Annotated in this window: 11 protein-coding genes; 5 read left to right on the top strand and 6 right to left on the bottom strand. The window is 66.5% G+C overall.

Features of this window, described 5'->3' with window-relative positions; genetic code table 11:
* Positions 1-4 precede the first annotated feature (4 nt).
* Together ACZK2G_RS16285 and ACZK2G_RS16280 are read right to left on the bottom strand one after the other, a co-directional pair.
* Positions 5-229, bottom strand: a complete 225-nt coding sequence (locus ACZK2G_RS16285; protein ID WP_006383180.1) for a YbdD/YjiX family protein — start codon at positions 227-229, stop codon at positions 5-7.
* Positions 229-2,310 carry a carbon starvation CstA family protein gene (locus ACZK2G_RS16280; protein WP_136639988.1) on the bottom strand — a complete coding sequence of 694 codons (2,082 nt, stop codon included), beginning with the start codon at positions 2,308-2,310 and terminating at the stop codon, positions 229-231. Before ACZK2G_RS16280 ends, ACZK2G_RS16285 begins: the two co-directional genes overlap by 1 nt.
* 215 nt (positions 2,311-2,525) lie before the next feature.
* Between ACZK2G_RS16280 and ACZK2G_RS16275 the strand changes: the two genes are divergently transcribed.
* On the top strand, positions 2,526-3,377 hold the full coding sequence (locus ACZK2G_RS16275; protein ID WP_478473838.1) for a pirin family protein: 852 nt from the start codon (positions 2,526-2,528) through the stop codon (positions 3,375-3,377).
* A gap of 83 nt (positions 3,378-3,460) precedes the next feature.
* On the opposite strand, the gene ACZK2G_RS16270 is transcribed toward ACZK2G_RS16275, so the two are convergent.
* The 4 genes from ACZK2G_RS16270 to ACZK2G_RS16255 all read right to left on the bottom strand — a co-directional run bounded on the left by ACZK2G_RS16270 (position 3,461) and on the right by ACZK2G_RS16255 (position 8,528).
* Entirely contained in the window at positions 3,461-3,919 is a 459-nt protein-coding gene (locus ACZK2G_RS16270) for a hypothetical protein (protein ID WP_136639985.1), read from the bottom strand.
* Positions 3,920-4,115: 196 nt separating this feature from the next.
* Positions 4,116-4,835: an aquaporin Z gene (aqpZ, locus tag ACZK2G_RS16265; protein WP_136639984.1), complete on the bottom strand. Its 720-nt coding sequence runs from the start codon at positions 4,833-4,835 to the stop codon at positions 4,116-4,118.
* A gap of 124 nt (positions 4,836-4,959) precedes the next feature.
* The gene (locus tag ACZK2G_RS16260; RefSeq protein ID WP_136639996.1) at positions 4,960-5,823 is read right to left on the bottom strand and encodes a pirin family protein; all 864 of its coding nucleotides are present in this window, start codon (positions 5,821-5,823) and stop codon (positions 4,960-4,962) included.
* A gap of 641 nt (positions 5,824-6,464) precedes the next feature.
* Positions 6,465-8,528 (bottom strand): 3-hydroxyacyl-CoA dehydrogenase NAD-binding domain-containing protein, encoded by a 2,064-nt coding sequence (locus ACZK2G_RS16255; protein WP_295377854.1) that lies wholly within the window; start codon positions 8,526-8,528, stop codon positions 6,465-6,467.
* A 234-nt stretch (positions 8,529-8,762) separates the two neighbouring features.
* Between ACZK2G_RS16255 and rpoE the strand changes: the two genes are divergently transcribed.
* The 4 genes from rpoE to lepA all read left to right on the top strand — a co-directional run bounded on the left by rpoE (position 8,763) and on the right by lepA (position 13,845).
* Complete coding sequence (gene rpoE / locus ACZK2G_RS16250) at positions 8,763-9,383, top strand: RNA polymerase sigma factor RpoE (protein ID WP_006383094.1); 621 nt, start codon at positions 8,763-8,765, stop codon at positions 9,381-9,383.
* Positions 9,380-10,261, top strand: a complete 882-nt coding sequence (locus tag ACZK2G_RS16245) for a sigma-E factor negative regulatory protein (RefSeq protein WP_046985801.1) — start codon at positions 9,380-9,382, stop codon at positions 10,259-10,261. The genes rpoE and ACZK2G_RS16245 overlap by 4 nt, the downstream gene beginning before the upstream one ends.
* Positions 10,262-10,335: 74 nt before the next feature.
* Positions 10,336-11,871: a DegQ family serine endoprotease gene (locus ACZK2G_RS16240; RefSeq protein WP_012511810.1), complete on the top strand. Its 1,536-nt coding sequence runs from the start codon at positions 10,336-10,338 to the stop codon at positions 11,869-11,871.
* Between the two features lie 180 nt (positions 11,872-12,051).
* Positions 12,052-13,845, top strand: coding sequence for a translation elongation factor 4 (lepA, locus tag ACZK2G_RS16235; RefSeq protein WP_046985802.1), 1,794 nt, complete (start codon positions 12,052-12,054; stop codon positions 13,843-13,845).
* Positions 13,846-13,878: the final 33 nt, after the last annotated feature.

Genomic DNA, 13,878 nt, shown 5'->3' with positions numbered 1-13,878 from the left:
ATCCTCAACAGCAGCGTCCGCCGTTGCGTCCGCCGTAGCGCGCTTCCTGACGTTCGCGGAAGAACGTCTTGTAGTCCATCGGCTGCTGGTCCGGATGCTTCTCCAGCATGTGCCGGACGTAGTTGTCGTAATCAGGAATGCCACAGCACAGTCGTGCGGTCTGCACCAGGCGCCGCCAGATGCGGCGGTGCGCCTGGTACTGGCCGACGGGAACCAGTTGGGTACTCATCACAGGTCCACCATTTCATGCGGCTTCAGTGCCACGTACGGGGTTTCACGGTCAGTCCGCTGCGGATTGCGGCGTGCTGCCAGGATGGTCTTGATCGAATACACCAGCACCGCACCGACCACCAGCAGGAACAGCGCGGTCAGGCCGGTATTGACGTAGGCGTTGACCACGATCTGCTTCATCTGCGCCACCGACTTGGCCGGCGCGGTGATGGTGTCGCTGGCCAGGGCAGCCTGGAACTTGTGTGCCTGCGCCAGGAAGCCCTGTGCCGGGTTGCTGTCGAAGATCTTGATGAAGCCGGCGTAGGTGGTGCAGATCAGCAGCCACACGGCCGGTACGGCAGTGACCCACGCATAGCGGTCACGCTTCATCTTGAACAGCACCACCGTACCCAGCATCAGCGCGATACCGGCCAGCATCTGGTTGGAGATGCCGAACAGTGGCCACAAGGTCTGGATGCCGCCGAACGGATCGACCACGCCGGTGTACAGCAGGTAGCCCCACAGCGCCACGCAGCCGGCGGTACCGATGATGTTGGCGGTCCACGACTCGGTTTTCTTCAGCGCCGGCACGAAGTTGCCCAGCAGGTCCTGCAGCATGAAGCGTCCGGCGCGGGTGCCGGCATCCACGGCGGTCAGGATGAACAGCGCTTCGAACAGGATCGCGAAGTGGTACCAGAACGCCATCATCGCGTCGCTGCTGCTCGGTATCGCCTGGTGCAGGATCTGTGCGATGCCGACTGCCAGCGTTGGCGCACCACCGGCGCGATGCAGGATGGTCGGCTCACCAATGGCCGCCGCGGTCGCGGTCAGCTGCTCGGGCGTGATGGTGAAGCCCCAGGTGTTGGTGATGTAGTGCGCGGCGGAGGCCGCATCGGCACCGATCACGGCGGCCGGGCTGTTCATGGCGAAGTAGATGCCCGGATCGATGATCGATGCGGCCACCAGTGCCATCACCGCCACGAACGATTCCATCAGCATGCCGCCGTAGCCGATGTAGCGCATGTGCGCTTCATTGGCCAGCAGCTTCGGTGTGGTGCCGGAGGAAATCAGCGCATGGAAGCCGGAGACCGCACCGCAGGCGATGGTGATGAACAGGAACGGGAACATGCCGCCCTTCCACACCGGGCCATCACCGCTGGCGGCGAACTGGGTCAGTGCCGGCATCTTCAATTCCGGCATCACCACGAGGATGCCGATGGCCAGCGCGATGATGGTGCCGATCTTGAGGAAGGTCGACAGGTAGTCGCGCGGGGCCAGCAGCAGCCACACCGGCAGCACCGAGGCGACGAAGCCGTAGCCGATCAGCATCCAGGTGATCTGGGTGCCGGTGAAGGTGAAGGCCGGGCCCCAGGTCGGGTCCGCTGCTACCTTGCCGCCGAACCAGATTGCTGCCAGCAGCAGGATCAGGCCGACCACCGAGATCTCGCCGATCTTGCCGGGACGGATGTAGCGCATGTACACGCCCATCAGGATGGCGATCGGCATCGTTGCGATTACCGTGAACATGCCCCACGGACTTTCCGCCAGCGCCTTGACCACCACCATCGCCAGCACGGCCAGAATGATGATCATGATCAGGAACGCACCGAACAACGCGATGGTGCCGGGCACCTGGCCCATCTCCTCGCGGACCAGGTCACCCAGCGAACGGCCGTTGCGGCGGCTGGACAGGAACAGGACCATGAAGTCCTGTACCGCGCCGGCCAGCACCACGCCGACCACCAGCCACAACAGGCCGGGCAGGTAACCCATCTGCGCGGCCAGTACCGGGCCTACCAGCGGACCTGCACCGGCAATGGCGGCGAAGTGATGGCCGAACAGTACGTGTTTGTTGGTCGGGACGTAGTCCAGGCCATCGTTGTTGATCACCGCCGGAGTGGCCCGGGTCGGATCGAGCTGCATCACCTTGTTGGCGATGAACAGGCTGTAGAAGCGGTAGGCGACGAGGTACAGCGACACAGCGGCGACGACGATCCACAGGGCATTGATGTGTTCGCCGCGGCGCAATGCCACGGTGCCCAGACAGAACGCGCCGAGCAGAGCGAGTACCGCCCAGCCCAGTTTGGAAAACCCTTTCATGAGGTGCTCTCTCCCGGAAAGACTGTCAAAGAGTCCCGCTTGCCCACGGCAGGGTCAATCGGCACAGGACGAATCGGCGTTAGTACTTTGGTCGTACGCAGGGGGTGCTGACGTGCAGCGAACATCAGGGATGGAACAATTGGTTGCGGTGCCATCCATTGGCGTACGGCCATGTGGCGTCCATCTTCACTGGCATCCATACAACAGGAGTCGCCATGAGCCTTCCCGAGCCGGTCCGCGTGCTGCGTACCATCCGTGGCATGCCCACCTCCGACGGTGCCGGTGTGCGCCTCACCCGCGTCATCGGTGGCCCGACGCTGCCCGACCTGGATCCGTTCCTGCTGCTCGATGAATTCGGCACCGATCGCGCCGAGGACTACATCGCCGGCTTCCCGGAACACCCGCACCGCGGTTTCGAGACCGTCACCTACATGCTCGACGGGCGCATGCGGCACCGCGACAACCACGGTAACGAAGGCCTGCTGACCCCTGGCAGCGTGCAGTGGATGACCGCCGGCCGTGGCCTGGTGCATTCGGAGATGCCCGAGCAGGAAAGCGGGCAGATGCGCGGTTTCCAGCTGTGGGTGAACCTGCCGGCGAAGGAGAAGATGACCGACCCGAAGTACCAGGAATTCGCGCCGGAGCGCATTCCGGTGGTGAAGCCGGAAGCCGGCGTGGAAGTGAAGGTGATCGCCGGCAGCGTGGACGGTACCCACGGCCCGATCGTGCAGCCGGCCACTGATCCGCTCTACCTCGACATCACGCTGGCACCGGATCGGGCCTGGACCTACGCGCTGCCGGAAGGGCACAACGCGTTTGCCTATGTGTTCGAAGGTGCAATGACCGTGGGTGAGCAGGACGCCGCGCGCGACGTTGCACGCCAGGAACTGGCGGTGCTGGGCGGTGGCGAACAGCTGCATGTTTCGGCCGGCAGCGAAGGCGCGCGGTTGATCCTGGTGGCCGGCCGTCCGTTGCGCGAGCCGGTGATGCGGCACGGCCCGTTCGTGATGAACACGCGGCAGGAACTGATGCAGGCCTTCGTCGATTTCCAGGAAGGCAAGTTCTGAGGGGGGACGCCGGGCCATGCCCGGCGGATGTCCAGCGCGTTGGATGCGGCGGGGATGCTGCCAGGCAGTCATCCCCGTCACGGTCAGCGACCGGCGGCCACGGCCGACGGGGTCAGGCTCATGCCCTGCGCCAGCTGCTGCAGCGAGCCCAGTTCCTGCGGGCTGTCCGGATACAGCGAAATCTGCGCGTAACGCCCTTTGTCGAGCTTGACCACACTGATGCGGCGCTCGGCATAGCCCGGAGGCTGCTGGCCACCGAGGTCCGGCTGGTACCAGTAGAGTGACTCACCACCGAAGCTGCCCTTTTCCTGGCGCAGCGAACGGTTCAGGGGAATGGACGGGTCACGTGCGCTGAGCATCAGGCTCAGCACTTCACGACCATCGCCGGTGCTGGCGCGGCAGACCAGGAAATCGGTCTGCACCAGCTGCTGCCATTGCAGGCCACTGCTGGCCGGCAGCGAAGGGCATTCGGTGGGAGCCTGTGCGGCGGCGTGGGCCGCAGCGAACAGCAGGCTCGACAACACTACAGGTGCGAACTTCATGCATCCCCCAAGGTGATGTGTCGTTTGGCTCCGCCACAGGGGCGGCGGCCTTGGCATCCCATCCCCGGATGCCGCCCCGTCCGGCATGTGCACGGACGGTCAACTCAACCTTAACGGAACGTGAGCGATCGCACAAATCGCGGTTACACGGGTAACCATTGCGGCCGATGGTCGGCCGCAATGGTCCGCACAGGACTCAGCGGTCGTTGCCGAGCCACTTGTAGATGATGCCGCCGATCGCGCCGCCGAGCAGCGGGGCGACCCAGAACAGCCACAGCTGGCTGATCGCGCCGCTACCGGCGAAGAAGGCCACGGCGGTGGAGCGGGCCGGGTTCACCGAGGTGTTGGTGACCGGGATGCTGATCAGGTGGATCAGGGTCAGCGACAGGCCGATCGCCAGCGGCGCGAACCCGGCCGGTGCCTTGCCGTGGGTGGCGCCCATGATCACGATCAGGAACACCGCGGTGAGCACCACTTCGCACAGGAAGGCCGCTGCCACGCTGTAACCACCGGGCGACAGTGCGCCGTAGCCGTTGCTGGCGAACGCACCAGCCTGGCTGCCATCGATGGCGAAGCCGCTGGCGCCCGAGGCGATCTGCAGCAGGATGAAACCGGCCAGCAGGCCGCCAGCGACCTGGGCGATGATGTACGGGATCAGGTCCTTGGTCGGGAAACGACCGCCGGCCCACAGGCCGACACTGACCGCGGGGTTGAAGTGCGCGCCGGAGATGTGGCCGAACGCATAGGCGCCGGTCACCACGGTCAGGCCGAAGGCCAGGGCCACGCCAAGGAAACCGATACCCAGCGGATTGCCGTCGCCACCGAACTTGGCGGCCAGCACCGCACTACCGCAGCCACCCAGAACCAGCCAGAACGTGCCGAGGAATTCGGCGGACAAGCGTTTACCCATGCTCATGTGTTGCACTCCTTTGAAAGATGTCCGAACTGTGTGGTCGGTCACATTTCAGTGACCGGCGAGTGACGATAGCGTCAACGCCGGGTGCAGGGATACACCTACGGGTGTGTGCAACACGCGATGTTCAGTACTGCGGCAGCGGAATGAACTCCTTGTCATCGCCCGGGATGGTGCCGAAGCGGCCGGCTTCCCAGTCGTGCTTGGCCTGCTCGATGCGCTCCTTCGAGCTGGAGACGAAGTTCCACCACAGGTGACGCGGCCCGTCCAGCGGCTCTCCACCGAACAGCATCGCCTTGACTGGCGTCTTCGCGCGCAGGCGGCCCACCGCACCGGCTTCCGGGATCACCAGGTGCTGGGCGGGGATGTCAACGCCATCCAACTGCGCGTCGCCTTCGAGGATGTACAGCGCGCGCTCGCGGTGGCCATTGTCGATATCGATTTCCGCATCCGGGTCGAGGTCGATCGCCACGTTGAGGGTGTCGGCGAACACCTTCACCGGCGATTCCTCGCCGTAGGCGCGGCCGGCGATCACCCGCAGCCAGACACCATTGCGACGCTGCTCGGGCAGGGTGGCCGCGGCATGGTGGTAGAACGCCGGCTCGATTTCCTCATGCGACTTCGGCAGTGCGACCCAGGTCTGCATGCCGTGGATCGGGTTGTCGTGATCGCGGTCCGGTTGCGGCGTGCGTTCGGAATGGGCGATGCCGCGGCCAGCGGTCATCCAGTTGACGTCACCGGGGCGGATCACCTGGTCCGAGCCCAGCGTGTCGCGGTGGCCGATGGCGCCCGACCACAGGTAGGTGACGGTGGCCAGGCCGATGTGCGGATGCGGGCGCACATCAATGGCGGTGCCGGGGTGCATGAGGGCCGGCCCCATCTGGTCGACGAACACGAACGAGCCGATGCTGCGGGCCTGCAGGGTAGGGACGGCGCGTCGGACTTCGAGTCCGCCGATGTCGTGCACGCGCGGAGCGATGATGGTGGTCATGCGGGCGTTCTCGCTGGCAGGGATCAAGGCGGTCAGCATCGCATGCGGTGGATGCGGTGACATTCCCCGTCCGGGTAACAGGTTGTTCCAGCCAACGGCGCAGCCCCTCGTGGCTGTGGGTTGGTCGCTGAAGGCGAAAGCAGAAGCCGCGCTTGGCCGGGCGGGTGGGTGGCGCAGGACACGCCGTAAACCCCTCCATGGGGGCTCGATGGCGCCATCCATGGCGCCAACGGTCCTGCGCCACCCACACGCCCGGCCTCTGACGGTTTCCGTGTGCTGTCCAGCCACGGAGAAGAAAAAAGAAAATCAAAATCAGACGCCGGTCGCTTCGCTCGCATCCACGCATGGCGTGGACCAAGCGTGTCGACCAAGGTCGACACCTACCAGCTCCCGAAGGTTACCGACCGTCACCGGGAAACTGTCAGGGGTGGGGCGGTGTGAGTTGGCAGGACCGTTGGCGCCATGGATGGCGCCATCGAGCCCCCATGGATGGATTTACGGCGTGTCCTGCCAACTCACACCGCCCCGCCCAACAAACAGAAAAGCCAGAGCCGGCTGTTGCTCCGGCTCTGGCTTTTGCTTCGGCGGTTGCTGTTGCTGTTGCCTATGCGGGTGCCGGGCCGCAGGCCCGGCCGATCAACTCACACCACCGGTTCGCGCAGGGCGGGGTTGTCCCAGCCCGGGCGCGGGGCGAAACGGTCGCCGTGGCGCTGCTGCAGTGCCTTCAGCCGCTCGACGATCGCGTCGGCACCCACCGCGCGGATGTGCTGGATCGGACCGCCACGGAACGGTGCGAAACCGGTACCGAAGATCACGCCGGCGTCCAGCAGGTCCGCGTCGGCCACCACGCCTTCGTGCAGGCACGCCACCGCCTCGTTCAACAATGGCAGGATCAGGCGGTCCTCCAGATCGGCCGGCGCCTGGTAATCGCTGGCCACGTCCGGCTTTTTCGGCTTGCCGTTCTCCCAGGTGTAGATGCCCTGGCCATCCTTCTTGCCGCGCTTGTCCGGCTCCACCGTCTGCAGCGCGGCCGGGATCTGCAGGCCCAGGAACGGTGCCAGTTCGCGGCCAACGCCAGCGGCCACGTCCAGGCCCACGGTGTCGATCAGTTCGATCGGGCCCATCGGCATGCCGAACTTCACTGCGGCCTTGTCGATCACCGGGCCCGGGATGCCTTCGGCATAGGCGGTGGCGGCTTCCAGCATGTACGGGAACAGCACGCGGTTGACCAGGAAGCCCGGGCTGCCGGCCACCGGCACCGGGAACTTGCCCAGTGCCTTGCAGAACGCGGCCAGGCGACGCTCGGTCTCAGGCGCCATGCCATCGTGATGGATGATTTCCACCAGCGGCATCTGCGCCACCGGGTTGAAGTAGTGCAGGCCGGCGAACTGCGCCGGGCGCTGGATGTGGTCGCGCAGCTCCACCAGCGGAATCGACGAGGTGTTGGTGGTCAGCAGCGCGTCCAGCTTCATCTTCGGTTCCAGCGTCTGGTACAGCGCACGCTTGGCTTCGGGGTTCTCGATGATCGCTTCGATCACCAGGTCGGCCTCGGCCACGCCGTTGCCTTCCAGATCAGCCCGCAGGCGTGCGGCCACCGCCGGGCGCTTGCTGTCGTCGCGCACCTTCTTGGCGAACAGGGCCTGTGCGCGTTCCATTGCCGGGTCGATGAAGCGCTGCTCCCGGTCCTGCAGGGTGACCTCGAAGCCCTTGTAGGCAGCCCATGCAGCAATGTCGCCGCCCATCACGCCGGCGCCGACCACGTGCACGTGGCGGATGCCGGATTCACCACCGCCCAGGCCCTTCAGGCGCTCGGTAAGGAAGAAAATGCGGATCAAGTTGCGTGCGGTCGGCGTGCTGGCCAGTTTCACCACGGCGCGGCGTTCGGCATCCAGCCGCGCCTGTATCGGCTTGCCGCCGCTGCGCTGCCAGGTGCTGATCAACGCGTAGGGGGCCGGGTACTGGTCCTTCTTCGCCTTGCGTGCGACCTGCTTGACCATCTGCGGCGCCAGCAGCGTGCGCGCCAGCCAGGTGTTGGTGGCCCAGGCCGTCGCGCGCTGCTTGAACGGGCGGGTGGTGCCGGACAGGGCCAGCGCTACGGCAGTGTCGAGCACCACCGCAGGTGCCACCACCTTGTCGACCAGGCCGATGCCGCGTGCGGCCGAGGCCGACAGGGTGCGGCCGGTCAGCATCATGTCCATCGCCGCCGGTGCCCCCACCAGCTGCGGCAGGCGTGCGCTGCCGCCCCAGCCCGGGAAGATGCCCAGCTGGGTTTCCGGCAGGCCGATACGGGTCGAACTGTCATTCGAAGCCACGCGGTAGCGGCAGGCCAGCGCCAGCTCGGTGCCGCCGCCCAGGCAATGGCCATGGATCGCCGCCACGGTCGGGCAGGGCAGCTCGGCCAGCTTCTGGTAGGTGGACTGCCCGCGGCGGATGGCATCGTTGACGGTGCCGCGGCGGTCGAATTCCTGGAATTCCTTCAGATCGGCACCGGCGATGAAACCGGCCTTCTTCAGCGACTGGATCACCACGCCCTTGGGCGGGTCCATGGCGATACGCTCAAGCAGGTCGCCCAGTTCCAGCAGCACGTCCTGCGACATTGCGTTGACGCTGCTGTCCTGACGATCCAGGGAGAGGACCACCACGCCGTCGTCGCGGATCTCGGGGAGCCAGTGGCTGAAGCGGAGACCATCGAAGCCTGAGAGCATGGACGTTCCATCCGGTTGTGTATGGAGAAGCGGCTATGATCCAGAGGTTGTTTCCCCCGCGTCAAATCCCAATAGCAGGGGGTGCAGCCCCCGGATCCAGAGCCTGGAACCGGGACGCTAACGGAACGGTGGTTAAAAGCTGGTGCGGCGCCAGGTGATCGGCGACTGAACTTTTCCCGGGATTGGCAGTCTCATTGCCCGACGTCGGTTGGGCTGACAGGAGTGCGGCCCCTCATGGCCGATGTTGATACACCTCAGGAGCTGGATCTGGAACTGGTCCGGCGCGTGCAGCACGGCGAGAGTGCCGCCTTCGATGTCCTGGTGCGCAAGTACCAGCATCGGGTCGTGGCCCTGGTCGGTCGCTACATCGCCGACTGGAGCGAATGTCAGGACGTCGCCCAGGACACTTTCATCCGTGCCTACCGCGCGATCGGAAGTTTCCGTGGCGATGCCCAGTTCTCAACCTGGTTGCATCGAATCGCCGTGAATACCGCCAAAAACTACCTGGCTTCACACAATCGCCGCCCGCCGACCGATGACATCGACATCGGCGACGCCGAGCAGTTCGACAGCGGGACGCGCCTGCGCGACACCGACACGCCCGAACGCGAGTTGATGCGCCAGGAGCTGGAACAGACGGTGATGAAGGCCGTCAACGCGCTGCCGGAAGAACTCCGGCTGGCGATCACCCTGCGCGAGGTGGAAGGACTGAGTTACGACGAAATCGCGCAGAAAATGGGGTGCCCGATCGGCACCGTGCGTTCACGGATCTTCCGGGCGCGCGAGGCGATCGACACCGAACTCCGGCCGCTGTTGGACATCGGCAGCGCCACCCGTGAGAAGAGCCGCGTATGACCAGTAATCCGTTCAACGAATCGCAGAACCATCAATCGCCTGCCGGGCAGCGCCTGGACCAGCGCCACCGCGAGCAGCTGTCGGCCCTGGTCGATGGCGAGCTGGGCGCCGATGAAGCGCGCTTCCTGCTGCGCCGCATGGAACATGACCCCGAACTGGCGGGCTGCCAGGAACGTTGGCAGCTGCTCGGCGACGTGATGCGCGGCCAGGCCTCGCTGCTGGCGCCTGCCGGCTTCGGTGCTGCTGTGGCCGCCGCCATCGCTGCCGAACCCGCGCCACAGGCCGAGCCGCGCCGCCAGGTGCGGCGTACCGGCTGGCGGGCCTGGGGCGGTGGTGCCGCACTGGCCGCCTCGGTGGCGGCCGTGGCCCTGTTCATGGGCGGCGAGAAGCTGCAGGAAGCCACGCCGGGCGAGCCGCTGGCGCCGCAGGTGATCGCCAGCCAGGCCGAGCTGGCGCCGGCACCGAGCAACCCGGCTCCGGTCACCGAAGCCTCGGTGGATACCGCAGCGATGGCCGTGGCTGCTGCCCCGGCCGTGGCGATGGCCGCTGCCGGCCGCCGCCAGGACACCCGCCGTGCCAGTGCGACCCGCAGCCAGCAGGCCGCGCGTGCCGCGCAGCGTGACGATGTACCGCAGCGTGCGGTGGCTGCCGCGCAGGCGCCGTTGACCCCGAGCGTGCCGGCCAACGCCAGCCGCAACCTGCCGTTCGGCGAGGTTGGTGGCCTGCAGGCACGGCCGTGGCCGCGCTCCAGCCTGGCGCCCGCCGCCGGTGGCGCGCTCAATGCCAGCTTCCCGGCCCACGCCGGTGGTGCCGCGTTCTACCCGTTCGAGCCGCGCCTGCAGGATGACCTGCCGGTGCCGCCGCGCCCGCGCGACTGAGCCGGGCGCTTTCACGCCCCGCCGTCGGCGGGGCCCGTATTCCTCTTTCCATCCGACCCGGAGGTTGCCGTCCGATGACTCCCCGACTCCGCACGCAGGCCATTGGCCTGTTCGCCCTGACCCTGCCGCTGGTGGCCTGTGCCCAGCCAGCGCCGCCTGCCGCCCAGCCGCAGGCCGCCGCTGCGGCAGCCCCGCGCGCGCCGGCGCAGCCGCTGGTCAGCGGCCTGCCCGATTTCACCCACCTGGTCGAACAGGTCGGGCCGGGCGTGGTCAACGTCGACACCACCATCGTGCGCAACAACCGCCAGGCCTCGCGTGGCCCGATGGGCGGCGACGATGACATGCCGGAATTCTTCCGTCGCTTCTTCGGGCCTGACTTCCCGATGCCGGGGCAGGGGCCGGGCGGGCAGGACGGTGGCCCCAGCATCAAGGGCCGCGGCATGGGCTCGGGCTTCATCATTTCGCCCGACGGCTACGTGCTGACCAACTACCACGTGGTGGCCGACGCCAGCGAGGTGAAGGTCAAGCTGGGTGACAGCCGCGAATTCAACGCCAAGGTGGTGGGCAGCGACCAGCAGTACGACGTGGCCCTGCTGAAGATCGACGGCAAGAACCTGCCGACCGTGCGCGTGGGCGATTCCAATACCCTGAAGCCGGGCCAGTGGGTTGTCGCGATCGGCTCGCCGTTCGGCCTCGACCACTCGGTCACTGCCGGCATCGTCAGCGCGCTTGGCCGCAGCACCGGTGGCGCCGATCAGCGCTACGTGCCGTTCATCCAGACCGACGTGGCGATCAACCAGGGCAACTCCGGCGGCCCGCTGCTGAACACCCGTGGCGAAGTGGTCGGTATCAACTCGCAGATATTCTCCGCCTCGGGCGGCTACATGGGCATCAGCTTCGCAATTCCGATCGACCTGGCGATGAGCGCGGTCGAGCAGATCAAGAAGAGTGGCAAGGTCACCCGTGGCCAGCTGGGCGCGGTGGTTGAGCCGATCGATGCGCTGAAGGCGCAGGGCCTGGGCCTGCCGGACAGCCGCGGCGCGCTGGTCAACCAGATCGTGGCCGGCAGTGCCGCGGAAAAGGCCGGCGTGCAGATCGGCGACGTGGTGCGCTCGGTCAATGGCAGCCCGGTCAACAGCTGGTCGGACCTGCCGCCGCTGATCGGTGCGATGGCGCCGGGCAGCCGGGTCACGCTGGGCGTGATCCGCGACGGCAAGCCGCGTGACCTGAGCGCCACGCTGACCGCGCTGAGCGAAGACGGCCAGGGCAATGCCCGCACGGCCGCAGGACCGAAGCCCGATGCGGCCCCGCAGGCGGGTGCCAATGCACTGCTTGGCCTGGATGTCAGTGATCTGACCGCGCCGCAGCGCAAGCAGTTCGGCCTGGACGGCAACGAAGGTGTGCGCATCACCGGGGTCAAGGGCCAGGCGGCACGTGATGCGGGCCTGTCGCCGGGCATGGTGATCCTGCAGGTCGGCCGCACCACGGTCGGCAGCGTGGATGCCCTGAACCGCGCGCTGTCCAGCTACAAGAAGGACGATGTGGTGATGCTGCTGGTACGTACCGGCAACGGCAACAGTGCCTTCGTGGCGGTCAAGGCCGGCCAGTAAGGCCTGCCGGGGCCGCCCTGGCGGCCATTGCGACTCCCCCGAAGCCCCGCCCTGGCGGGGCTTCGGGCATTCCGGACCCGGCCCGATGAGGCCGTTTTCGCGGCCGGGCCCCGGGCGTGCGATAATCGACCGTTACCCTGACGACGCCGCGCGCCGCCGCCACCTATGTCTTCTGATTCGATGCGGAACATCCGCAACTTCTCCATCATCGCCCACGTCGACCACGGCAAGTCCACGCTGGCCGACCGCATCATCCAGCTCTGCGGCGGCCTCCAGGCCCGCGAGATGGAAGCGCAGGTGCTCGACTCCAACCCGATCGAGCGCGAGCGTGGCATCACCATCAAGGCACAGTCGGTGTCGCTGCCATACCTGGCCAAGGATGGGCAGACCTACCACCTGAATTTCATCGACACCCCGGGCCACGTCGACTTCTCCTATGAAGTCAGCCGCTCGCTGGCCGCCTGCGAAGGCGCGCTGCTGGTGGTCGACGCCGCCCAGGGCGTGGAAGCGCAATCGGTGGCCAACTGCTACACCGCCGTCGAGCAGGGCCTGGAAGTGGTGCCGGTGATCAACAAGATCGACCTGCCCACCGCCGACATCGAGCGCGCCAAGGCCGAGATCGAGGCCGTGATCGGCATCGATGCCGCCGACGCCGTGCCGGTCAGCGCCAAGACCGGCCTGAACGTGCAGGACGTGCTGGAAGCCATCGTGCACCGCATCCCGCCGCCGAAGCCGCGTGACACTGACAAGCTGCAGGCGCTGATCATCGACTCCTGGTTCGACAATTACCTGGGCGTGGTCTCGCTGGTGCGCGTGATGCAGGGTGAGATCAAGGCCGGTGACAAGCTGCAGGTGATGTCCACCGGCCGCAACCACCAGGTCGACAACGTCGGTGTGTTCACCCCGAAGCGCAAGGTGCTGCCGGCGCTGCGCGCCGGTGAAGTGGGTTGGGTCACTGCCAGCATCAAGGACGTGCATGGTGCGCCGGTCGGTGACACCCTGACGCTGGCCGCCGACCCGGCGCCGAAGCCGCTGCCTGGTTTCCAGGAAATGCAGCCGCGCGTGTTCGCCGGCCTGTTCCCGGTCGATGCCGAAGACTACCCGGACCTGCGCGAAGCGCTGGACAAGCTGCGCCTGAACGATGCTGCGCTGCGCTTCGAGCCGGAAAGCTCCGAAGCAATGGGCTTCGGTTTCCGTTGCGGCTTCCTCGGCATGCTGCACATGGAGATCGTGCAGGAGCGCCTGGAGCGCGAGTACAACCTGGACCTGATCAGCACCGCGCCGACGGTGGTGTACGAGGTACTGAAGACCGACGGCACCATCATCAACATGGACAACCCGGCCAAGCTGCCGCCGGTGAACCATGTCGAGGAGATCCGCGAGCCGATCATCCGCGCCAACGTGCTCACCCCCGAGGAGTACATCGGCAACATCATCAAGCTGTGCGAAGAAAAGCGTGGCAGCCAGATCGGCATCAACTACCTGGGCAGCCAGGTGCAGATCAGCTATGAGCTGCCGATGGCCGAAGTGGTGCTGGACTTCTTCGACAAGCTGAAGTCGGTCAGCCGCGGCTATGCGTCGCTGGACTATCACTTCGTGCGCTTCGATGCCGGCCCGTTCGTGCGCGTGGACGTGCTGATCAACGGTGACAAGGTCGATGCGCTGTCGCTGATCGTGCACCGCAGTCACGCCGACCGCCGCGGCCGCGAGCTGTGCGAGAAGATGAAGGACCTGATCCCGCGCCAGCAGTTCGACGTGGCCATCCAGGCTGCCGTCGGCTCGCAGATCATCGCCCGTACCACGGTCAAGGCCATGCGCAAGAACGTGCTGGCCAAGTGCTATGGTGGCGACGTTTCGCGCAAGAAGAAGCTTCTGGAAAAGCAGAAGGAAGGCAAGAAGCGCATGAAGCAGGTCGGCCGTGTGGAGATCCCGCAGGAAGCGTTCCTGGCCGTGCTGCAGATGGACAACAAGTAAGCCCGCACCGGCCCTGCGGGGCCGGTCGTCTGG

The organism is Stenotrophomonas sp. 107298_Sma, assembly GCF_056480345.1.
The sequence above is the reverse complement of the archived record's forward strand: the minus strand, read 5'-3'. Positions and strand labels throughout refer to the sequence as shown.